The sequence below is a fragment of the Pseudomonas sp. NFACC32-1 genome, assembly GCF_900101215.1.
In the GTDB taxonomy this organism is placed as follows: domain Bacteria; phylum Pseudomonadota; class Gammaproteobacteria; order Pseudomonadales; family Pseudomonadaceae; genus Aquipseudomonas.
In genome coordinates, this window is record NZ_FMUL01000003.1 from 297,773 (window position 1) to 320,478 (window position 22,706).

Here is a 22,706-nt window from a genome sequence, read left to right on the forward strand (position 1 = left end):
TCTGGCTTGTGAGGCTGATGTTATGAGGCTACATTAAATAACTCAAATTCATATTTTTCATACTTTGCATAACCAACAGGAATTCAATCGAGACGGCCATGGACCTTGCCAACCTCAATGCCTTTATTGCCATTGCCGAGACCGGCAGCTTCTCCGGTGCCGGCGAGCGCCTGCACCTGACCCAGCCGGCCATCAGCAAGCGCATCGCCGGCCTGGAACAACAGCTCAACGTACGCCTGTTCGACCGCCTGGGCCGTGAAATAGGCCTGACCGAAGCCGGTCGGGCCCTGCTGCCACGGGCTTATCAGATCCTCAACGTACTGGACGACACCCGTCGCGCCCTGACCAACCTGACCGGCGAGGTCAGCGGGCGGCTGACCCTTGCCACCAGCCACCACATCGGCCTGCATCGCCTGCCGCCTCTGTTGCGGGAATTCACCCGCCGCTACCCCCAGGTCGCGCTGGACATCCAGTTCCTGGATTCGGAAGTGGCCTATGAGGAAATCCTCCATGGCCGGGCGGAGTTGGCGGTCATCACCCTCGCCCCCGAACCCCACACCCTGATGCGCGCCACGCCGGTATGGGATGATCCCCTGGACTTCGTGGTAGCGCCGGAGCACGCACTGCTGGACAACGCCAGCGTGAGCCTGGCGGACATCGCCCTGCACCCGGCGGTCTTCCCGGGGGGCAACACCTTTACCCACCACATCGTGCAACGCCTGTTCGAGGCCCAGGGCCTGACGCCGAACATCGCCATGAGCACGAATTATCTGGAAACCATAAAAATGATGGTCTCCATCGGCCTGGCCTGGAGCGTCCTGCCACGCACGATGCTCGACGATCAGGTGGCTCGCATACCTTTGCCGGGCATACAGCTCAGTCGCCAGCTAGGCTATATCTTGCACACCGAACGGACGCTGTCGAACGCTGCTCGGGCCTTCATGGCCCTACTGGACGCACAAATCGATCTGCCAGGGACCCAGGCATAAGTCGTGCGACTCCTCTAGGGCCGAATGCCCGTGCCTAACGCCCAACTGCCCAAGGCCCGCTAGATAATGCCCAACCCTGCCGACCATATCCCGCCCCTGCCGCGCATCCAGGCACTCGACCCCAAGCGGTCCGAGCAAAGCTGGGACAGCGCGCCGCAGTTGCTGGCCGCCCTGAACGGCGCGCGCCTGGGGGCCTGGTCGTGGGATATCGATAGCGGCAAGATCAGCTGGTCCCGGGGCACCCAGGCGCTGTTCGGCTTCGATCCGCGCCAGCCATTGCCGGCCGATGTGGACTACCTGGACCTCCTGCTGCCCGAAGACCGGGCCAAGGCCGTCCGGGCCTTCCACGCGGCCGTGGCCGGTGCGCCACTGGAACAGGCCATGCACCACCGTATCGTCTGGCCCGACGGCAGCCTGCACTGGCTGGAAATCAGTGGCAGCGTACTGCCCGACAAGCACGGCCGTCCGCGCATGATCGGGGTGATCCGCGAGATCACCCATCAACGCGAGCGCGAACAGGCCCTGCGCAGTTCGGAAAAGCGCTTCGCCACGCTTTTTCATCTCTGCCCGAACATGGTGCTGCTGACCCGCCAGGAAGACGGGCTGATCAGCGAAGCCAACCAGTATTTCGAGAGCCTGTTCGGCTGGCCGGTGCATGATGTGATCGGCCGGACCACCCTGGAGCTGGGCTTGTGGGTCGACCCCAGCCAAAGGGCCAGGCTGGTGGAAGCGACCAAGGCCAAGGGCGAGCTGGTGAGCATGGAAGTGGAATTCCGGGCCAGCAACGGCCAGATCCACAGCGGCATACTCAGCGCGCAGAAGGTCGAACTCGAAGGCCAACCCTATCTGCTGAGCACCTTTCTCGACACCACCGAACGCAAGCTGGCCGAGCAGGCCCTCAAGGACAGCCAGGAACGCCTGGACCTGGCCCTCGACTCGGCGCAACTGGGCACCTGGGACTGGCACATCCCCAGCGGCATGCTCTACGGCTCGGCCCGGGCCGCGCAGCTCCATGGCCTGGAACCCAAGCCGTTCCACGAATCCTTCGACGCGTTCTTCGAAGGCGTACCGGACGAAGAACGCAACAACATGCGCAACGCCTACCGCAGCCTGCGCGAAGGCCCGGCGGGCAATTACCAGTTGACCTATCGGGTGCAACTGCCGGACGGCAGCTCCCGCTACCTGGAAAGTCGCGCCCGTCTGTATCGCAACGACGATGGCAGCCCGTTGCGCATGGCCGGCACCCTGCTCGACATCACCGACCAGGTGGAGCGCGAACAGAGCCTGGCGGCATCGGAAGAAAAATTCGCCACGTTGTTCCAGGTCAGTCCCGACCCGATCTGCCTCACTCACCAGGACAGCGGCCGGTTCCTGGAGATCAATTCGAGCTTTACCCAGACATTCGGCTGGACCGCCAGCGACGTGATTGGCCGCAGTGCCGACGAGATCGGCCTCTGGGATGCCTCGGGCAGCAGCCTGCAGCGCATCGAGCGGGTGATCCGCGAGCAGTCCCTGAGCAATGTCGCCATTGTCGTGCACCACAGGTCCGGCCATCCGCTGACCTGCGTGATCTCCAGCCGCCAGATCAACGTCGACAACCAGCCCTGCATCGTGACCACGCTGCGGGACATTACCCAGCAGCAACGCTCCGAAGCGGCCCTCAAGGCCAGCGAGGAAAAGTTCGCCAAGGCATTCCATTCCAGCCCCGACGCCATCACCATCACCGAACGTGAAAGCGGCCGCTACCTCGAGGTCAACGATGGCTTCTGTCGCCTGACCGGCTACCGCGCCGACGAGGTACTCGGCCATACCGTGTTCGAGGTGGGCATCTGGGCCGAAGCCAAACAGCGCACGGCACTGCTGGCCGAACTGCAGCTCAAGGGACGCGTGCACCACCAGGAAATGCTCGGGCGCAACAAGCGCGGGGAGTTGCTCACCGTGGAGGTGTCGGTCGAGCCCATCACCCTCAACGAAACCGATTGCCTGTTGCTCACCGCCCGGGATGTCAGCCTGCTGCGCAACGCCGAAGCACAGATTCGCCACCTGGCCTATCACGATCCGCTGACCAACCTGCCCAACCGTGCCTTGCTGATGGACCGCCTGAGCCAGCAGATCGCCTTGCTCAAGCGCCATGACCTGCGCGGTGCGCTGCTGTTCCTCGACCTGGACCACTTCAAGCACATCAACGACTCACTGGGCCATCCGGTGGGCGATACGGTGCTGAAGATCATCACCGCGCGCCTGGAGGCCAGCGTGCGCCAGGAGGACACGGTGGCGCGCCTGGGTGGCGACGAATTCGTGGTCTTGCTCAGCGGCCTCGAAGGTAGCCGCAGCGAAGTCACCGAGCAGGTGCAGAAACTGGCCGATACCCTGCGAGAACTGCTCTCGGAGCCGATGTCCCTCGATGGCCAGCGGCTGCAAGTCACGCCAAGCATCGGCATGGCGCTGATTCCCGACCATGGCTCCACGCCCGCCGACCTGCTCAAGCGCGCCGATATCGCGCTGTACCGGGCCAAGGATTCGGGACGCAACACGTCACAGATGTTCCACACCACCATGCAAAAGGCCGCCAGCGAACGCTTGCGCATGGAAACCGACCTGCGCCAGGCCCTGGCTCGCGGGGAATTCAGCGTGCATTTCCAACCCCAGGTCGACGCCCGGGACAACCGTATCATCGGTGCCGAGACCCTGGTGCGCTGGCACCATCCCGAACTGGGCGCCCAATCGCCCAATGAATTCATCAAGGTGCTGGAGGACAGCGGGCTGATCCTGGAGGTCGGCACCTGGATCCTCGACGAAGCCTGCGACGGTTTCAAGCAACTGATCGCCAAGGGCAAGATCGATCCCCGGCGTTTCAGCCTGTGCGTGAATATCAGCCCGCGACAGTTCCGCCAGAGCGATTTCGTCGAGCGCATCGAAAGCAGCCTGGCGACCCATGGCCTGCCTTTCACGATGCTGAAACTGGAAATCACCGAAGGCATCGTGATCCAGAACCTGGACGACACCATCGCCAAGATGCGCCGCCTGAAGAAACTGGGGGTGAGCTTCGCCATGGACGATTTCGGCACCGGCTATTCATCCCTGACCTACCTCAAGCGCCTGCCGGTGGACACCCTGAAAATCGATCAGTCGTTCGTACGCGACGCCACCAGCGACCCCAACGACGCTGAAATCATCCGCGCCATCGTCGCCATGGCCCGCAGCCTCAACCTGGAAATGATCGCCGAAGGGGTGGAAACACTGGAACAACTGCAATTTCTGCAAGGGCTCGATTGCCACCTGTACCAAGGCTACCTGCACAGCCGGCCGTTGCCGCTGGAGGCGTTCGAGCGGCTGTTGCCGTGACCCTGATCTACAGAATGAAAAAGGGCGCCATTTCGGCGCCCTTCTTCAATTGCGATGCATCAGTTCTGCAGCGCGGGTTGCTGCTGCGCTCCGTTGATCGGGATGCGCTTGGCCTTGGCCTCTTCCGGTACCACACGCAACAGGTCGATGCTCAACAGACCGTTGCTCAGGCCGGCGGACTTGATCTCGATATGGTCAGCCAACCGGAAGGACAACTTGAACGCACGCTGGGCGATGCCCTGGTGCAGGTAGGTCACGCTGTCATTGCTGGCCTCGCGCTTGCCGCCGCTGATGGTCAGCACACCTTTTTCCACCTGAAGGTCCAGGTCTTCCTCCCGGAACCCAGCGGCGGCGACCACGATGCGGTATTCGTCATCGCCATGTTTTTCCACGTTGTAGGGTGGATAGCTGCTGCCCGGTTCGTTGCGCAGGGCGGTTTCGAAAAGATCGTTGAAACGATCGAAGCCTACCGAGGAACGGAACAGAGGGGCCAGCGAAAATGCAGTACTCATGATTCAAATCTCCTGAAAAATTCAGCAAGTTTTTTTGTCTCCGCGACCCGGATTCGGCATCGCGTACCCCTTATCTAGGGGCCGCCAAATACTTTTCAAGAGCTTTTTCTGAAATTTTTTTCAGGCCGCTTCGGTACGTTTCACACCCAGCAGATGCCCTACCGCATCCAGTTCGGTTTCCCGCCGCAACGCGCTGAACAGCGTCGCTGCCTCGGGATAATTGCGCGTCAGCATTGCCAACCATTGCTTGAGCCGGCCGGGAGCCTGGCGCGGTGTCAGTTGCTCGACCACTTGCCCCCAGAAATCCTGGAGCATGGGTTGCAACTCGGCCCAGGACATCGGCACCACTTCTTCCCCGGCCCGAGCCGCGGCAATCTGCCGGGCCAGGTCGGGGCGGGAAACGAGGCCGCGACCGAGCATGATGTCCTCGACGCCGCTGATTTCGCGGCAACGGCGCCAGTCTTCGACGCTCCAGATATCGCCATTGGCGAACACCGGCACCTTGACTACTTCCTGGACCCGAGGGATCCACTCCCAGTGAGCCGGCGGCTTGTAGCCGTCGGTCTTGGTCCGCGCGTGCACCACGATGTGGGCGGCGCCACCTTCGGCCAGAGCCGTGGCACAGACCAGCGCGCCGTCCGGGCTGTCGAAGCCCAGGCGCATCTTGGCGGTGACAGGAATATGCCCAGGCACCGCACGCCGTACGTGCGTGACGATCTCGTTGAGCAGCTCCGGCTCCTTGAGCAGCACCGCTCCGCCCCGGGACTTGTTCACGGTCTTGGCCGGGCAGCCGAAGTTCAGGTCGATGACCTGCGAGCCCAACTCACAGGCCAAGGCGGCGTTTTCCGCCAGGCACACCGGATCGGAACCCAGCAATTGCACCCGCAGCGGCACACCGGCGCCGGTCCGGGCGCCGGTCAGCAATTCCGGGGCAAGCTTGTGAAAGTAGGTCGGCGTGAGCAGGCGATCATTGATGCGAATGAACTCGGTGACGCACCAGTCGATCCCGCCAACACGGGTCAGGACATCCCGCAGGATGTTGTCGACCAACCCCTCCATGGGCGCCAGGGCAATTTGCATGGGAAACACTCAACGAAAAAACGTGCGGCAGTTTACCGGATTTCGCCTACAAAATCGGCGCCATCGCGAGCCGTCTCGCTGTCGCGGGAACCGATCGCCGGGCCATAGCCTTCGATGAATTCCGGCGGCATGCGCTTGGGCCTGCCGGTGGACAGCTCGATACAGACGAACGTGGTCTGGGCGCGCAGCAACGTGGTGTTGTCGCTGGGACGAATCAACTGGAAATGCCGGGTCATCTTCAGGCGCTGGTCCCAGTCGACGATCCAGGTGGCCAATTGCAGTTCATCGCCTTCATAGGCGGCTGCCAGGTAGTCGACTTCATGGCGCACGACGGCCATGGCCCGGTCCAGCCGTCGATACTCTGCCAGATCCAGCCCCAGGCGCTGGGAGTGGCGCCAGGCGCAGCGCTCGAGCCAGGTGACGTAGACCGCGTTGTTGGCGTGGCCCAACCCGTCGATGTCTTCGCCAGCCACTTGAAGATCAATGATGAACGGTGTTGCCCGATCCCAGCCCATGCCCCTCTCCCGGTCGAATATGGATCGGGGCAGTGTAACGGATCGCGCAGCGTTCGCGGGTACGCTCAGGCCGATTGCCGCGCTTGCAGGCTGCGTCCGGCCAGCAGCGACAACACACCGTCGATCACGCGCGGATCGGCCAGCACCCGTTGATGCCCGCCGGCCGGCAAGCGCAGCAGCCGGCTGTCGAACCAGGCCTCGTGGATCAGTTGCGACTCCTTGACCGACACCGAGGTGTCGTCCTCGGCATGGACCACCAGCCCCGGCACATCCAATTGATAGTGAGCGACATCCATCTTCGAGGCCGGCATGCCCACGTCCTTTTCCACTTGGCGAATGAACGCGGACCGCGCCCGGGGCGGCATTCCCACGATCCGGGCAAAACCGCGCAGCACCCCCAGGATGCGCGCAGGCGCGGCGATGCTGACCAGGGTTTCGGTACGCAATCCCAGTTGCACCGCAAGCATGGCGCTGGCGCCCCCCATGGAATGCCCGATCACGGCTTGCAACGGCGGCAACTCAGCCGCGGCCTCGAGCATGGCCCTGGCGAACAGCAGGACGTTCGCCTCGTGGCCCGGAGAGCGACCATGGGCCGGTCCATCCAGCGCCACCACCGTATACCCGGCGTCCACCAAGGCCGTGATCAGCGCGGCGAATTGCGTGGGTCGCCCTTCCCAGCCGTGCATCAGCAGGACGGTCGGCCCCTTGCCCCAGCGCAAGGCAGAGAGACCGAAGCGCAAGGTGATGCGCTCGGAACTTGCCAGCAATGGCAGCTCCCAGTCCCGTGGTGGCAGATTTCGAGGCCGCATGAACAGCGTCCGCATTTTCTTTGCCACCAGGCCCGGGGCTACCCGGCCAAGCGTGCCATTCACACCACGAATCCAGCTTAACCTGTCCATTGCTTGTCTCCAGGGCTTGCTTGTTGGCTCAACGCACCGCCGACTTGGCCGCACGCAGCAAACGATCCGACAGCTCCCCCGGACCCAATGCCCGTGCCAGGGCCAGGCCACCGACCATCAATGCGATGTCGGCCAGGGCTTTATCGGCGTCGTCCGGGCTGCCTGCCAGTTGTGCAGCCATCAACTCGATATGTTCATTGAGCACTTCACGAAACGGATCCGGCAGCCGGCCAAGCTCGCCGATGGAGGCAGGAATCGGGCAGGCGTTCTCGGTGGAGTCACGATGCTTTCGTGACAGATAGAACGCGGCCACCAGGGCGCGCCGCTCTTCATCGGTCAGCTCGGCATTCATATCCGCGATCATGCCGCGACGCCGGCCCAGCAGTTGCTTGAACGCCTCCAGCATCAGGGCGTCCTTGCTTTCAAAATGGGCGTAGAAACCACCGACCGTCAGCCCGGCCGCTCCCATCACCTCGCCCACGCTCGGTTCCGCCGGCCCACGCTGGATCAGCGCGTCGCTGGCGGCCTTGATAATGCGTTCACGGGTTTGTGCCTTTTTATCGCTCATCGCTGCCTCCGAATATTACGATTGAAATATTATCCGCATAATAATTTTCTGCAAGCAGAAAAGAGACCGTTGGTCAGGTACGTGAGTTGGGGTATTGGAGAATTGGCCGAACGCCAGACAAACAAAAGGGCCATTCAAGAATTGAATGACCCTTAAAAATCCCGCAGTGCGGGTAATCGTGGCGTCCCCTAGGGGACTCGAACCCCTGTTACCGCCGTGAAAGGGCGGTGTCCTAGGCCACTAGACGAAGGGGACACAAACCTTCTGACTTGATCAGCGCTGAGAACTGATCGCTTCAAGGCCGGTGTGGCCAGACCTTGAAGTTCAAATTGGTGGAGCTAGACGGGATCGAACCGTCGACCTCTTGCATGCCATGCAAGCGCTCTCCCAGCTGAGCTATAGCCCCGGATTTTTCGCCTCGCGGCGGAGCGACATCTTGTAACATCGCTTCTGTAAAACTGGCGTCCCCTAGGGGACTCGAACCCCTGTTACCGCCGTGAAAGGGCGGTGTCCTAGGCCACTAGACGAAGGGGACGCAAACCCTTCTAACAACTGATCAACGCTGAGCGTTGATCGCTTCAAGGCCGGTGTGGCCAAGCCTTGAAGTGTAAATTGGTGGAGCTAGACGGGATCGAACCGTCGACCTCTTGCATGCCATGCAAGCGCTCTCCCAGCTGAGCTATAGCCCCTCATCGCTGAGGACGGGGCGAATCTTAAGGGCGTATCAGAAGGCTGTCAAATTTATTTTCAACAAATCTGAAAATTTTTTGCCGGGATAACAATCACTTACCGACAAACCCCGGAAAACCGGGGCATGCCCTGCCTCATCGACTGCTCAGGCGATGGCGCCCAGCAGTTTTTCCCACTCCTTGTTTTCCTTCTTCGACACGCCACCGAGCAGATCGATGGCCTGGCGCAGGCGGAAACGGGTCAGGTCCGGCCCGAGGATTTCCATTGCATCGAGCACCGATACCGAGCTGGCCTGGCCGGTAATGGCAGCGAACATCAACGGCATGGCATCGCGCAGTTTCAACTCCAGGGACTCGACCACGGCCTGGATGGTCGCGGTGATCGTGTCCTTTTCCCACTGGCGCAGGCTTTCGAGCTTCCAGAGGATCAGCTGCATCAGTTGGCGCACCTGGTCGCCGGAGAGCTTCTTGGATTCGAAAAGCTTCGCATCCGGTGTCACGCCACCGGCGAAGAAGAAGCCGGCCAGCGGCGCGATCTGGCTGAATGTCTCTACCCTGCCCTGCACATGGGGCGCGATCTTCATCATGTACTCGGGGTTGAGCGCCCATTTCTGCACGCGAGCGGCAAATTCTTCCACCGGCAAGTCGCGCAACCACTGGCCGTTGAGCCACGACAGCTTCTCGATGTCGAAGATCGGCCCGCCCAGGGAGACGCGCGACAGGTCGAAGTGCTCGACCATTTCCTGCAGCGAGAACTTCTCGCGCTCGTCCGGCATCGACCAGCCCATGCGGCCCAGGTAGTTGAGCATTGCCTCGGGCATGAAGCCCATGCGCTCGTAGAAGGTCACCGAGGTGGGGTTCTTGCGTTTGGACAGCTTGCTCTTGTCCGGGTTACGCAGCAGCGGCATGTAGCACAGCTGCGGCTGCTCCCAGCCGAAGTATTCATACAGCAGGATCAGTTTCGGCGCCGACGGCAGCCATTCTTCACCGCGCAATACGTGGGTGATGCCCATCAGGTGATCGTCGACCACGTTGGCCAGGAAGTACGTCGGCAGGCCGTCGGTCTTCATCAGCACTTGCATGTCCATGCGGTCCCACGGGATCTCGACATCGCCACGCAGCATGTCCGGCACCACGCAGACGCCTTCGGTCGGCACTTTCATGCGGATCACATGGGGCTCGCCGGCCGCCAGGCGACGAGCGACTTCTTCCTTGGACAGCAGCAGCGCCCGGCCGTCATAGCGCGGGGTTTCGCCACGGGCGATCTGCTCGGCGCGCATCTGGTCCAGCTCTTCGGCGGTGCAGAAACACGGGAACGCATGCCCCATGTCCACCAACTGCTGGCAATACTGCTTGTAGATGTCACCACGCTCGCTCTGGCGGTACGGACCGTGCGGGCCGCCGACATCCGGACCCTCGCTCCAGTCGATGCCCAACCAGCGCAAGGCGTCGAAAATCTGCTGCTCGGACTCACGGGTCGAGCGCAACTGATCGGTGTCCTCGATCCGCAGGATGAACTCACCGCCATGCTGCTTGGCAAAGCAATAGTTGAACAAGGCGATGTAAGCGGTGCCGACATGGGGATCGCCAGTGGGCGAAGGCGCGATGCGGGTGCGGACGGTGGTCATGGCATGTCTCGGAAAGAATATAAAAGCGAAGATGAAACAGGGGGCGAATGGTAACAGGCGATGGCGGGCGGGCTCCAGTGAGAGCAGGATTTGTGTGGCCAGTCGTCAGACCGAGTCGCCCCCATCGCGAGCAAGCTCGCTCCCCACAAGGGATCATGGGGCGACTCGATCGAACTGTGGGAGCGAGCTTGCTCGCGATGAAGCCCTTGAGGTCGCCACGCAGCCTCAGACAGTCAGCAACCGCTCCCGCAACTTGCCAATTTCGTCACGCAATTGCGCCGCTGCCTCGAATTCCAGGTCCCGGGCCAACTGGTACATCTTCTCTTCCAACTGGCGGATACGCTTGGTGATTTCGCTGGGCGAGCGCAGTTCGGCCTCGTAGCGTGCGCTCTCTTCGGCGGCCTTGGCCATGCCCTTGCGCTTCTTGCTGCGAGAGCCTGGCACGGTGGCGCCTTCCATGATATCCGCCACGTCCTTGAAAACCCCCTTTGGCGTGATGCCGTTGGCCAGGTTGAACGCGATCTGTTTCTCGCGGCGGCGTTCGGTCTCGCCGATGGCCCGCTCCATGGAGCCGGTCATGTTGTCGGCGTAGAGAATCGCCCGGCCGTTGAGGTTACGGGCGGCGCGGCCGATGGTCTGGATCAGCGAACGCTCGGAGCGCAGGAATCCTTCCTTGTCGGCATCGAGAATCGCCACCAGGGACACTTCCGGCATGTCCAGGCCCTCACGCAGCAGGTTGATGCCCACCAGCACGTCGAAGGTTCCCAGGCGCAGGTCGCGGATAATCTCGACCCGCTCCACCGTGTCGATGTCCGAGTGCAGGTAACGCACCCGCACGCCGTGATCGGCCAGGTAATCGGTAAGGTCTTCGGCCATGCGCTTGGTCAGCGTAGTGACCAGCACGCGCTCCTCCACCGCCACGCGCTTGTTGATTTCCGAGAGCAGGTCATCTACCTGGGTCAGCGCCGGACGCACTTCCACCTGCGGGTCGACCAGCCCGGTGGGACGTACCACCTGCTCGACCACGCGTCCGGCATGCTCGGCCTCGTAATTGCCGGGGGTGGCCGAGACAAAGATCGTCTGCGGGCTGACGCTCTCCCATTCATCGAAGCGCATGGGTCGGTTGTCCAGCGCCGAGGGCAGGCGGAACCCGTATTCCACCAGGGTTTCCTTGCGCGAACGGTCGCCTTTGTACATGGCGCCGACCTGGGGCACGCTGACGTGGGACTCGTCGATCACCAGCAAGGCGTCGGCCGGCAGGTAATCGTACAAGGTGGGCGGCGGTGCGCCCGCCGGACGACCCGACAGGTAACGCGAGTAGTTTTCGATACCGTTGCAGTAGCCCAGCTCCAGGATCATCTCCAGGTCGAAACGGGTTCGCTGCTCCAGGCGCTGGGCTTCCACCAGCTTGTTGTTCGAACGCAGGTATTCCAGGCGTTCCTGCAGCTCGGCCTTGATGCCCTCGATGGCGTCCAGCAGGGTTTCCCGGGGCGTGACGTAGTGGCTCTTGGGATAGAAGGTAAAGCGTGGCAGCTTGCGGATCACCTCGCCGGTCAGCGGGTCGAACGCCGAAATGCTCTCCACTTCATCGTCGAACAACTCGATGCGGATCGCCTCCAGGTCCGATTCAGCCGGATAGATGTCGATCACATCGCCACGCACCCGGAAGGTCGCCCGGGCGAAATCCATGTCGTTGCGGGTGTATTGCAGGTCCGCCAGGCGCCGCAACAAGGCCCGCTGATCGAGTTTGTCGCCGCGGTCGACGTGCAACACCATCTTCAGGTAGGTCTCCGGGCTACCCAGGCCGTAGATGCACGACACCGTGGTGACGATGATCGCATCCTTGCGCTCCAGCAACGCCTTGGTGGCCGACAGCCGCATCTGCTCGATGTGGTCGTTGATCGAGGCATCCTTCTCGATGAAGGTGTCCGACGAAGGCACATAGGCTTCAGGCTGGTAGTAGTCGTAGTAGGAAACGAAGTATTCCACCGCGTTGTTCGGGAAAAACGCCTTGAACTCGCCATACAGCTGCGCCGCCAGGGTCTTGTTCGGCGCCAGTACCAGGGTCGGACGCTGCACCTGGGCGATCACGTTGGCGATGCTGAAGGTCTTGCCCGAACCGGTGACGCCGAGCAGCGTCTGATGGGCCAGGCCCGCCTCGATACCTTCGACCATCAGGCGGATGGCTTCCGGCTGGTCGCCGGCGGGCTTGAATCGGGTGACGAGATGGAATTCAGACATGACATAACCTCTGGATTCACTCCTGTCGGCCAGGCGACAGAAACGAGAAAGACCGAAACGACGGATGTCGCCCGAAGAAAAAGCTGGAATGCATCCAATGTGGAGTTGAATGCCTTCGCTTTCAAGACGGACGTCCTACGCGCCTTGTGGACTTTGACGCCGCACCAGGACTAACGGTCGAAAAAAAATCGAAAATACTTACCGTAAAAGCTGAATCGCCTGTCGCGGTACCCGGTGATGGCCTCTATACTAGCTCCCCGTTTGTGCACCGCTCTAGTGCATTCGGCTGGAGCGTGACACGTCCCCTCTTACTCCATTCAGAGCCGCGCAATAATGAGCCTGTTTTCCGCTGTCGAATTGGCACCCCGCGACCCCATCCTGGGCCTCAACGAAGCATTCAACGCCGACACCCGTACCAACAAGGTCAACCTGGGCGTAGGCGTGTACTGCAATGAAGAGGGGCGTATTCCACTCCTGCGCGCCGTGGTCGAAGCCGAGACGATTCGCGTGGCCCAGCACGTTTCCCGTGGCTACCTGCCGATCGACGGTATTGCCGCTTATGACCAGGCGGTGCAGACCTTGCTGTTCGGCAAGGACTCGCCCCTGATCGCCTCCGGTCGCGTCATCACCACCCAGGCTGTGGGTGGCACCGGCGCGCTGAAGATCGGGGCCGACTTCCTCAAGCAACTGCTGCCCGACGCCGTCGTGGCCATCAGCGACCCAAGCTGGGAAAACCACCGCGCCCTGTTCGAGACCGCCGGTTTCCCGGTGCAGAACTACCGCTACTATGACGCCGCCACCCACGACGTGAACCGCTCGGGCCTGCTGGAAGACCTCAACGCCCTGCCCGACCGTTCGATCATTGTGCTGCACGCTTGCTGCCACAACCCGACCGGCGTGGACTTGAGCCCCGAAGACTGGAAAAACGTGCTGGCCGTGGTCAAGGCCAAGAATCACGTTCCGTTCCTGGACATGGCGTACCAGGGCTTCGGCGACGGTATCGACGAAGACGCAGCGGCCGTGCGCCTGTTCGCCGAATCGGGCCTGACCTTCTTCGCGTCCAGCTCGTTCTCCAAGTCGTTCTCCCTGTACGGCGAACGTGTTGGCGCACTGTCGATCGTCAGCGAATCGAAAGAAGAAAGTGCCCGGGTGCTGTCCCAGGTCAAGCGCGTGATCCGCACCAACTACTCCAACCCGCCGACCCACGGTGCCAGCATCGTGGCCGCCGTCCTCAACAGCCCCGAGCTGCGTGCCCAGTGGGAAGCGGAACTGGCTGAAATGCGCCTGCGGATCCGCGGCATGCGCAATCAGATGGTGGACATGCTGGCCAAGGCAGCGCCGCACCGCGACTTCAGCTTCGTCGCACGCCAGCGCGGTATGTTCTCCTACTCCGGCCTGACCGTTGAACAAGTGGCGCGCCTGCGCAACGAGTTCGGTATCTACGCCCTGGACACCGGTCGCATCTGCGTGGCCGCGTTGAACCAGAACAACATCGATGCGGTGACCAAGGCGATCGTGCAGGTCATATGAGGCCCGCGAAATAACGGGAAAGTAAGATTTTGTGGGGGCGGGCTTGCTCGCTCACACAAGGTCCTCTGTTTCCTCGGCGTCTAGGCTGTGTGAAGCAGTAACAAGTGACCGAGCGAGCACCCACCTCCCTTCGAGCGCCCGATTCACCACCCAAAGCTTGACTTCTCTTTTCCAATCAGTAACATACGCGTCATTCCGCGATAGCTCAGTTGGTAGAGCAAGTGACTGTTAATCACTGGGTCCCTGGTTCGAGTCCAGGTCGTGGAGCCAGACAGCAAGACAAGAAGCCCCTGAATCGAAAGGTTCAGGGGCTTTTTTGTGGGCGGCTTTTGCCCTGTACAGGGGCAAAGCTTGAGCCAGGCGTCGCATTCAGCCTGGGGGATGGCCGAATAAGCCTCCCCGAGGTCGCTGCCAGAACAATAATCCGGCGCCAAAAAGGCATTATGGTCTGAATCCTGCTTTCTTTTTCTCAAACCCAAGCTGTCACGCGAGTGTCATGGCGCTGCCGCAAGCTGGCGCTGTCCGTCAACAACAGCTTCATAACAACAAGGACGAAGGTATGCCCACACAAAATCCCCACCGCATCGTCGGCCTGTGCACCTCCAGCAAGGTGTATAACGTGTTGACCGAGCTCAAGCACCTGGAAGGCCATCGCAGCGCCAAGTTTCTTTCGTTGCTGACGGAGAACCTGGTGCGCAAGGGCGTACTCAATGAGCGGGAAGTGGTGCATATGCTCGATCTGGTGGTCGACTGAGCGGCGTCGATTCCTACTATCGAGACTGTTGATTTTTCGTCCCGCCGCCTGAACCGTAAGGTAGCTCCATCGATTGATGGAGGTGCCCAATGTCCAAGGTTCGAATCATGTCTGTCATCGGCAGTGCCGTCCCCGCCCCGCTCAGGGAACGCGGTCTGCTGGCCTGCTGGTATCTGGTGCAGGATGGCGTGACCATCAGCGGCCCGCTGACTTCATTGCCCGCCGCCCAGGCCCTGTCCCAACGTATCGGCCCCTATGTGCTGACCGCCTAAGAAAGCCTTGATACGGGTTCATGTCGCGCTGAAAACTGCCTCGCAATGCTCATGCACTCCAGTACGCGGCGCTTGTTCTGTTGTTTTCGCCTTGCCTGACCTTGGTTTCAAGACTTTTCGTACAGAGCCTAAGGCAGCTTCACCTTGGGCTGGCTTTCCACGAACAGCGCCCAGCACGAGATGAACAGCGCGGCGATCAAGGGGCCGATCACGAACCCGTTGAGCCCGAACACCGCCAGGCCGCCCAGGGTCGACACCAGCACCAGGTAATCAGGCATCTTGGTGTCCTTGCCCACCAGGATCGGACGCAGAAAGTTATCCACCAGCCCGATCACGAACACGCCGAACAGCGTCAGCACCACACCTTGCCAGATCGCCCCCGACAGCAGGAAATACACCGCCACCGGCGCCCACACCAGCCCCGCGCCAACGGCAGGCAACAGGGACAGGAACGCCATCAGCACCGCCCATGGCAACACCGTCGGGATGCCCAGGATCCAGAAAATCAGCCCACCCAGCGCCCCTTGGGTGATCGCCACCAGCAGGTTGCCCTTGACGGTCGCCCGCACCACCCGGTTGAACTTCAATTGCAGCCGACGCTTCTGGTATTCGGCCAGCGGTACGGCGGCGCGCACCTTGCGCGCCAGTTCCGCGCCATCGCGCAGGAAGAAGAACAGCAGATAGAGCATCACGAAGAAGCTGACCAGGAACTGGAAAGTCCCCTGGCCGAAGCTGAAGGCCTGGGTGGCGAAGAACTCGCTGCCCTGCATGGCGCTCTTGACGATTCTGTCGCGCAACCCGTTCAGGTTACCCAGGCCGAAACGGTCGAACAGGTTCTGGAAATACGGCGGCAAGGCTTCCTTGAACCGGGCCAGGTAATCGGCAACGTCCAGCTCGCCGCTCTCCAGGCTCTTGTAGAGGGCCGTGCCCTCCTGCACCAGCAGCATGCTGATGACGATCACCGGCAGGATCGCGATCAGCACGCAGATACTGAGAGTGAACAGCGAGGTGACGTTGCGCTGCCAGCCGAACTTCAGCTGCACGCGACGCTGCATCGGCGCAAAGACAATGGCCAGGATCACCGCCCAGAAGACCGCTCCGTAGAAGGGTAACAGGATCCAGATGAACGCGACGGTGACCAGCACCAACAGCGACATCTGGGCTTTGTTCTGCAGCATCTTTCGATTCATCAGCTTTCCATGTCCAGAGGCGGGATAAACGTTAGTCAGCTCGGACTCGCCGGAGTGCCGTCGCGTTTGCCCACCCCCGCATTGACCTGCATCAATACTGCTCGACCGGACGCGGATTACCCTCGCCGCTTTTTGCGATCCGACGCCACCATGCCCCTCGTAGCCCCCGAACTGCTCGCCCCCGCCGGCACCCTGAAAAACATGCGCTATGCCTTCGCCTACGGAGCCGATGCGGTGTACGCCGGCCAGCCGCGCTACAGCCTGCGGGTGCGCAACAATGAATTCGATCACGCCAACCTGGCCCTGGGCATCGGCGAGGCCCAGGCCATGGGCAAGCGGTTTTATGTGGTGGTCAACATCGCCCCGCACAACGCCAAGCTGCGCACCTTCCTCAAGGATCTGGAACCTGTGATCGCCATGGCGCCGGATGCGCTGATCATGTCCGACCCGGGACTGATCATGCTGGTTCGCCGGCATTTCCCAGATATGCCCATCCACCTGTCGGTCCAGGCCAACACGGTGAACTGGGCAAGCGTGGAGTTCTGGCAGCAACAGGGCTTGAGCCGGATCATCCTGTCCCGGGAGCTGTCCCTGGAGGAAATCGCCGAGATTCGCCAGCAGGTCCCGGCCATGGAGCTGGAAGTGTTCGTCCATGGCGCGCTGTGCATGGCCTATTCCGGGCGCTGCCTGCTGTCGGGATACCTGAACCGGCGCGACGCCAACCAGGGCAGTTGCACCAATGCCTGTCGCTGGAAGTATTCGGCGCAACCGGCCATGGAAAACGTGACCGGCGAAATCGTGCAGAGCTACCAGCCCGAACCCACGCTCGGCCTGGGCGCCCCCACGGACCAGGTATTCCTGCTCCAGGAGGCCAATCGCCCGGACGAGTCCATGCCCGCCTTCGAGGACGAGCACGGCACCTACATCATGAACGCCAAGGACCTGCGTGCGGTCCAGCACGTGGAGCGGCTCACCCGCATGGGGGTGCACTCGCTGAAGATCGAAGGCCGGACCAAGTCCCACTTCTATTGCGCCCGTGCCACCCAGGTTTACCGCCGGGCGATCGACGACGCCGTGGCCGGCCGGGAATTCGACCGCAGCCTGATGACCGACCTCGAATCACTGGCCCAGCGCGGCTACACCGAAGGCTTTCTGCGGCGGCATGTGCACGATGAATATCAGAACTACCAGAACGGCAGCTCGGTGTCGGAGCGCCAGCAGTTCGTCGGCGAACTGACCGGCGAGCGTCGCGAGCGCCTGGCGGAAGTAAGGGTCAAGAACCGCTTCGGCCTGGGCGATCACATGGAATTGATGACACCCAAGGGCAACTTCCACTTCGACCTGCATCAGTTGCAGAACGCCAAGGGCCAGAGCATCGACGTCGCCCCGGGGGATGGACATGTGGTGTACGTGCCGATCCCGGACGCGGTGGATCTGCGGTTCGGGTTGTTGATGCGGGATGTGCAGGCACCCTAGCGGTTACAGTTGCCCCTGTGGGAGCGAGCTTGCTCGCGATGGCGGCTGCCCAGGCAACACTTCGATGACCGATCCGCCTCTGTCGCGAGCAAGCTCGCACCCACAGGGCCCTGTCCGGCCTTTGGTCGCGGCAGAAACTGCCGAAGGCTGCGATCCTCCACTTTCGATAGGGCCCGGTAGCCCAGGCGAAACAACTGGATCGAGAGCGAAAGATCGCAGCCTTCGGCAGCTCCTGCTGCGGCGGGATCAGATGCGGAACTGCCCCACCAGCTTGCCCAGGCGCTGGCCCAGGTCGTTGAGGCTGCGGGAAGTCTGGGCACCCCGCTGGGTTTCGTCGGCGACGCTGTCCACCGCCACGGCGATCTGATGCACGCTGCGGTTGATTTCCTCGGCCACGGCGGTCTGTTCTTCGGCGGCGCTGGCGATCTGGGCGTTCATCGAGTTGATGGTGCCGATCAACTGCGCCATGGCATCCAGGGAGGCGCCCGCCTCGTTGGCCTGCACCGAAGTGCCGTCACCGGCCTCGCTGGAACGACGCATCGCTTCCACCGCCGCATGGGTACCCGATTGCAGGCGGTCGATCATGCCCTGGATCTCCTGGGTACTCTGCTGGGTCCGGCTGGCCAGGGCCCGCACTTCATCGGCCACCACGGCAAAACCTCGCCCCGCTTCCCCCGCCCGCGCGGCCTCGATGGCGGCGTTGAGGGCCAGCAGGTTGGTCTGCTCGGCGATCGAGCGGATCACCCCCAGTACGCTGACGATGGAGGCCACGTCCTGCTGCAGGCTGTCCAGGGACAGGCCACTGCTGCGAATGTCGTTCACCAGGGCATGGATCTGCTGGATGCTGCCGGCGACCACGCGCTTGGCGGACTGGCCCTCTTCATCGGTCTGCTGGGCCGCGACGGCGGCCCCCTGGGCGCTGCGAGCCACTTCCTGGGCGGCCGAAGACATCTGGTTGATCGCCGTGGCGACCTGGTCGGTTTCGTGGCGCTGGCGTTCCATGGCCTGTTCGGAACGCTGGGCCTGCTCGGACACCTGGGTCACCAGGCCGGTCAGTTGCGAGGTCATGTCGGTGATCTGGCGCACCAGGCCATGGATCTTGTCGACGAAGCGGTTGAACGAACCGGCCAGTTGGCCCAGCTCGTCCTGGCTGGTGATGGGCAGGCGCCGGGTCAGGTCGCCCTCGCCGGCCGCGATGTCGTCGAGGTTGTCCTTCATCAGATGCAGCGGCCGCAGGATGGTATTGGCCAGCAGCAACCCCACCACGGCGATCACCAGCAACACGACGGCGGCGATGCCGACGATGCTCAATATCACGCCCTGTACACGATCGTGGACCTTGGCTTCCACCAGCGCCACCTGGCCTTCGATGCCGTCCAGGTTGACCGAGCTGCCGACCGCCATGTCCCACTTGGGCAGGTATTCGGTGTAGCCGAGCTTGGGTACCAGTTCGTTGCTGTTGGGCAGCGGCGAGCTGTATTCGAGGTAATGCGTCCCGTCCTTGGCCACTTTCACCAGGTCACGGTTGACGTAGACACCGTTCGGGTCACGGTTGTCCTTGAAGCTCTTGCCCACGCCATCGGGGCTGTTGGCCTTGAACAGGCGCACGGTTTCGGAGTCGTAGCCGAAGAAATAGCCGTCCTTGCCGTAGCTGACGTTCGACAGCAGCTTGATCGCCTGGGCCCGCGCGGCGTTATCACCGGGCGCGGCGGCATCGTACAGCGGCTTGATGGCGGTCAGGCCCACCGCCACGTAATTCTGCAGCGTGGCCTTGGCCTCGGCGAGCAGGCGTTCACGGGTCTGTCGGACCTCGTTGGCGGCCTGTTCCTTCAGGATGAATGCCGTGGTCAGGCTGATGATCACAGCGGACAGCAATACCGGGAGTATTGCCAGGGACAGGACTTTAGCCTTCAGGCTCAGGCGCATGCTGTTCACTCTTGTAGGTGTTATTGGCGTGGTTAGCTGTATTAACGGCATCGCACGGCAAAACTGTAGGACAAGGTGAGCAGGGGCTCAGGGAAGGGTTGATCTGGGCAGCCCCTTCGCGAGCAGGCTCGCTCCCACATTGGAGTGCAATTCCCTGTGGGAGCGAGCCTGCTTGCGATTGAGGCGACTCGGTCTCGAGGCTACAGCACCATCGCCGCCACCCAACCAAACGCCAGCAGCGGCAGGTTGTAGTGGATGAAGGTCGGCACCACGGTGTCCCATATGTGGTGGTGCTGGCCGTCGATGTTCAGGCCGGAGGTCGGGCCCAGGGTCGAGTCCGAGGCAGGCGAGCCGGCGTCGCCCAGGGCGCCGGCCGTGCCGACGATGCAGACGATGGCCAGGGGGCTGAAGCCCAGCTGCAGGCACAGCGGCACGAAAATCGTCGTCAGGATCGGCACCGTGGAGAACGACGAGCCGATGCCCATGGTGACCAGCAAGCCCACCAGCAACATCATCAGCGCACCGACGCCCTTGTTGTGGTCGATCCACGCCGCCGACGTCTCCACCAGGCTCTGGACTTCACCGGTGGCCTTCATCACCTCGGCAAAACCCGAGGCGGCGATCATGATGAAGCCGATCATCGCCATCATCTTCATGCCTTCGGTGAACAAGTCGTCGGTTTCGCGCCAGCGCACCACCCCCGAGATGGAGAAAATCAGGAAGCCGACCAGGGCACCGATGATCATCGAGTCCAGCAGCAGCTGGATGGCGAACGCCGCAGCCACTGCCAACCCGGCCACCGCCAGGCTCAACGGGTTGTAGCGCACCGCCACTTGTTCGGCCCTGGCGATCTTCTTCAGGTCGTAGACGCGTTTCCTGCGATAGGTGAAGAACGACAGCACCAGGCCGAAGACCATGCCCAGCGCCGGGATACCCATGGCGTGCGTGACGTTGATGCCACTGACATCCACGCCGCTGCGGGCGATGTTGGCCAGCAGGATTTCATTGAGGAAGATGTTGCCGAAGCCCACCGGCAGGAACATGTAGGGGGTGATCAGGCCGAAGGTCATGACGCAGGCGATCAGCCGACGATCCAGCTGGAGCTTGGTCAGCACATAGAGCAGCGGCGGCACCAGCAGCGGGATGAAGGCGATGTGGATCGGCAGGATGTTCTGGGAAGCGACCGCGACCGTCCCCAGCAAACCGATCAGCACCCATTTCACACCGGAGCCACCAGCGGCGTCCTGGCGGTCCACCATGGCCAGGGCCTTGTCGGCCAAGGCATGGGCCATGCCGGACTTGGCAATCGCTACCGCGAACGCTCCAAGCAAGGCGTAGGACAATGCCACTGTCGCCCCGCCGCCAAGGCCTGCGTTGAACGCCTTGAGCGTGGCCTCGATACCCAGGCCGCCGGTCAGGCCACCCACCAATGCGCCGATAATCAGCGCGATCACCACATGCACGCGGGACAGGCTGAGCACCAGCATGACGCCAACCGCGGCAATTACTGCATTTATCATCGTTACCTCAAAGCACAGCGATGGAAGGCCACCGGACAAAAAGGCCGCGACTTTGCAGGAAGCGGCGGCAAGCTGCAAGGGCCGTGGGGCGGGTTTTCAAATCTCGCGATATTGACTAGCGCCAAGCGCCCCCCTTGTGGGAGCGAGCTTGCTCGCGATGGCGTCAGTTCGGACGCATGGATAGCTGCCGAGCGATTGCTATCGCGGGCAAGCCCGCTCCCACAGGTTGGGCAGCGTCATGCGATAGAGCTCAGCGCTTGGGCAGTTCGATCACGACTTTCAGCCCGCCCCACTCGCTGTCATGCAGTGCCAGCGTACCGCTCCAGGTGTCGACGATGTCGCGCACGATACCGAGCCCGAGGCCATGGCCGTCGGTCTGTTCGTCCAGGCGCGTGCCCCGGCTGAACACCTGGTCACGCCGGTCCTCGGGAATCCCCGGGCCATCGTCCTCCACCGCCAGGCTGAATGTCCCGGCGGTTTCGGTGACGGTCAGGCGCACTTCGGCGTCGGCCCATTTGCAGGCGTTGTCCAGCAGGTTGCCCAGCAGTTCCAGCAGGTCTTCGCGGTCCCAGGGCAAGTGCAGCCCGGGCGGTGCGACGTACGCCAGGTGCAGGTGCTCGCCATGGATCATGTTCAGGGTCGCCAGCAGCCCCGGCAACTCAGCGTCACAGTCCAGGTGCGCGCCGGGCAACGCATCGCCGGACAGCCGGGCACGGTTGAGCTCGCGATTGAGGCGCTGCCGCACCTGTTCCAGCTGTTCGAGCAACAGCTTGCGCAGCTCCGGATAGGGATCGAGCTTTTCGTTGGAGGCCAGGCTTTGCAGCACCGCCAGCGGGGTCTTCAAGGCATGGCCCAGGTTGCCCAGGGCATTGCGCGAACGCTTGAGGCTGTCCTCGGTATGGGCCAGCAGGTGGTTGATCTGCGCCACCAACGGCTCCAGCTCCCGGGGCACTTGTTCATCGAGCTGCGAGCGCTGCCCGCGCTGTAGCTGGGCGATCTGTTCCCGGGCCGCCTCCAATGGACGCAAGGCCCGGCGCACCGTGATCCGTTGCAGAAACAGGATCAGCAGCAGGCCGGCCAGGCCGAGGCCGAGGCCGACCTGTTGCATGCGCAGGAAACTGTCGCGCACTGGCGTGTAGTCCTGGGCCACGCTGATGGAGATCGCCTGGCCCAGGCGCCGGTAGTCGGTACGCAGCACCAGCAGCTTCTGCCCTTCGGGCCCCAGTTTCAGGTTGCTGTGCAGGCCCGGATGCTCGAGCCGGGGCAATTCCTGGTCCCAAAGGGAGCGGGAGCGCCAATGCACATCGGCAAAATCGATGCGGAAATAGTGCCCGGAAAACGGGCGCAGATAGGCCGGCGACAAGCGGCGCTCATCCAGCTGCAACCCCTGGGGGCCGCGCACCAGGGCCACCAGCAGGCTCTCGCTGTCGTTGCGCAGCCCGGCTTCCAGGTAACGCTGCAAACCCAGCTCGAACAACCACAGGCTGGTCTGCGCCAGGACCAGGCCGACCACCACCATCACACCGATCAGGCCCAGGCTCAGGCGCCGCTGGATGGACCTCACTGCCCGGC

17 protein-coding genes, 5 tRNA genes and 1 pseudogene are annotated in these 22,706 nt (G+C 62.4%); 7 read left to right on the forward strand and 16 right to left on the reverse strand.

Annotated features, from left to right (window positions below; genetic code table 11):
• Window positions 1-98 precede the first annotated feature (98 nt).
• Together BLP99_RS07565 and BLP99_RS07570 are read left to right on the forward strand one after the other, a co-directional pair.
• A complete protein-coding gene (locus tag BLP99_RS07565; protein ID WP_072392245.1) occupies window positions 99-989 on the forward strand; it encodes a LysR family transcriptional regulator in 891 nt (296 codons plus the stop codon).
• Window positions 990-1,055: 66 nt separating this feature from the next.
• Complete coding sequence (locus tag BLP99_RS07570) at window positions 1,056-4,334, forward strand: EAL domain-containing protein (RefSeq protein ID WP_072392242.1); 3,279 nt, start codon at window positions 1,056-1,058, stop codon at window positions 4,332-4,334.
• A 59-nt stretch (window positions 4,335-4,393) separates the two neighbouring features.
• On the opposite strand, the gene BLP99_RS07575 is transcribed toward BLP99_RS07570, so the two are convergent.
• The 11 genes from BLP99_RS07575 to uvrB all read right to left on the reverse strand — a co-directional run bounded on the left by BLP99_RS07575 (window position 4,394) and on the right by uvrB (window position 12,466).
• Complete coding sequence (locus BLP99_RS07575; protein ID WP_072392239.1) at window positions 4,394-4,846, reverse strand: Hsp20 family protein; 453 nt, start codon at window positions 4,844-4,846, stop codon at window positions 4,394-4,396.
• Window positions 4,847-4,966: 120 nt separating this feature from the next.
• Entirely contained in the window at window positions 4,967-5,926 is a 960-nt protein-coding gene (locus BLP99_RS07580; RefSeq protein WP_092180072.1) for a tRNA dihydrouridine synthase, read from the reverse strand.
• Between the two features lie 32 nt (window positions 5,927-5,958).
• Window positions 5,959-6,441, reverse strand: coding sequence for an acyl-CoA thioesterase (locus BLP99_RS07585; protein ID WP_072392233.1), 483 nt, complete (start codon window positions 6,439-6,441; stop codon window positions 5,959-5,961).
• Between the two features lie 65 nt (window positions 6,442-6,506).
• Window positions 6,507-7,340: an alpha/beta fold hydrolase gene (locus tag BLP99_RS07590; RefSeq protein WP_092180074.1), complete on the reverse strand. Its 834-nt coding sequence runs from the start codon at window positions 7,338-7,340 to the stop codon at window positions 6,507-6,509.
• A gap of 28 nt (window positions 7,341-7,368) precedes the next feature.
• Window positions 7,369-7,908 (reverse strand): TetR/AcrR family transcriptional regulator, encoded by a 540-nt coding sequence (locus BLP99_RS07595; RefSeq protein ID WP_072392227.1) that lies wholly within the window; start codon window positions 7,906-7,908, stop codon window positions 7,369-7,371.
• A 179-nt stretch (window positions 7,909-8,087) separates the two neighbouring features.
• Window positions 8,088-8,163 (reverse strand) — tRNA-Glu (locus BLP99_RS07600).
• Between the two features lie 75 nt (window positions 8,164-8,238).
• Window positions 8,239-8,314 (reverse strand) — tRNA-Ala (locus tag BLP99_RS07605).
• 53 nt (window positions 8,315-8,367) lie between these two features.
• Window positions 8,368-8,443 (reverse strand) — tRNA-Glu (locus BLP99_RS07610).
• Window positions 8,444-8,521: 78 nt separating this feature from the next.
• Window positions 8,522-8,597: transfer RNA gene (locus BLP99_RS07615), tRNA-Ala, on the reverse strand.
• A 146-nt stretch (window positions 8,598-8,743) separates the two neighbouring features.
• Window positions 8,744-10,225 carry a glutamate--tRNA ligase gene (gene gltX, locus BLP99_RS07620; protein WP_072458159.1) on the reverse strand — a complete coding sequence of 494 codons (1,482 nt, stop codon included), beginning with the start codon at window positions 10,223-10,225 and terminating at the stop codon, window positions 8,744-8,746.
• A gap of 225 nt (window positions 10,226-10,450) precedes the next feature.
• Entirely contained in the window at window positions 10,451-12,466 is a 2,016-nt protein-coding gene (uvrB, locus tag BLP99_RS07625) for an excinuclease ABC subunit UvrB (RefSeq protein ID WP_092180076.1), read from the reverse strand.
• A gap of 333 nt (window positions 12,467-12,799) precedes the next feature.
• Between uvrB and BLP99_RS07630 the strand changes: the two genes are divergently transcribed.
• From BLP99_RS07630 to BLP99_RS07645, 4 genes are all read left to right on the forward strand, one after another.
• Window positions 12,800-13,996: an amino acid aminotransferase gene (locus BLP99_RS07630; protein ID WP_072392217.1), complete on the forward strand. Its 1,197-nt coding sequence runs from the start codon at window positions 12,800-12,802 to the stop codon at window positions 13,994-13,996.
• Between the two features lie 194 nt (window positions 13,997-14,190).
• Window positions 14,191-14,266, forward strand: a tRNA-Asn gene (locus tag BLP99_RS07635).
• A 289-nt stretch (window positions 14,267-14,555) separates the two neighbouring features.
• Window positions 14,556-14,750, forward strand: a complete 195-nt coding sequence (locus tag BLP99_RS07640; RefSeq protein WP_072393063.1) for a hypothetical protein — start codon at window positions 14,556-14,558, stop codon at window positions 14,748-14,750.
• A gap of 89 nt (window positions 14,751-14,839) precedes the next feature.
• A complete protein-coding gene (locus BLP99_RS07645) occupies window positions 14,840-15,022 on the forward strand; it encodes a hypothetical protein (RefSeq protein WP_072392214.1) in 183 nt (60 codons plus the stop codon).
• A gap of 128 nt (window positions 15,023-15,150) precedes the next feature.
• On the opposite strand, the gene BLP99_RS07650 is transcribed toward BLP99_RS07645, so the two are convergent.
• Window positions 15,151-16,212 carry an AI-2E family transporter gene (locus BLP99_RS07650; RefSeq protein WP_072392211.1) on the reverse strand — a complete coding sequence of 354 codons (1,062 nt, stop codon included), beginning with the start codon at window positions 16,210-16,212 and terminating at the stop codon, window positions 15,151-15,153.
• Window positions 16,213-16,362: 150 nt separating this feature from the next.
• On the opposite strand from BLP99_RS07650, the gene trhP reads away from it, so the two are divergent.
• Window positions 16,363-17,688, forward strand: a complete 1,326-nt coding sequence (gene trhP / locus BLP99_RS07655; protein ID WP_092180078.1) for a prephenate-dependent tRNA uridine(34) hydroxylase TrhP — start codon at window positions 16,363-16,365, stop codon at window positions 17,686-17,688.
• 246 nt (window positions 17,689-17,934) lie between these two features.
• Here the strand turns inward: trhP and BLP99_RS26805 are convergent, their stop codons facing one another.
• The 4 genes and pseudogenes from BLP99_RS26805 to BLP99_RS07670 form a co-directional block, all read right to left on the reverse strand.
• Entirely contained in the window at window positions 17,935-18,756 is an 822-nt protein-coding gene (locus BLP99_RS26805) for a methyl-accepting chemotaxis protein (protein WP_371128591.1), read from the reverse strand.
• A gap of 84 nt (window positions 18,757-18,840) precedes the next feature.
• Window positions 18,841-19,665: pseudogene (locus BLP99_RS26810) on the reverse strand (cache domain-containing protein); the annotation flags it as partial.
• A 149-nt stretch (window positions 19,666-19,814) separates the two neighbouring features.
• The gene (locus tag BLP99_RS07665) at window positions 19,815-21,131 is read right to left on the reverse strand and encodes a Na+/H+ antiporter family protein (protein WP_165887874.1); all 1,317 of its coding nucleotides are present in this window, start codon (window positions 21,129-21,131) and stop codon (window positions 19,815-19,817) included.
• 253 nt (window positions 21,132-21,384) lie between these two features.
• Window positions 21,385-22,698, reverse strand: a complete 1,314-nt coding sequence (locus tag BLP99_RS07670; protein WP_072392199.1) for an ATP-binding protein — start codon at window positions 22,696-22,698, stop codon at window positions 21,385-21,387.
• Window positions 22,699-22,706: the final 8 nt, after the last annotated feature.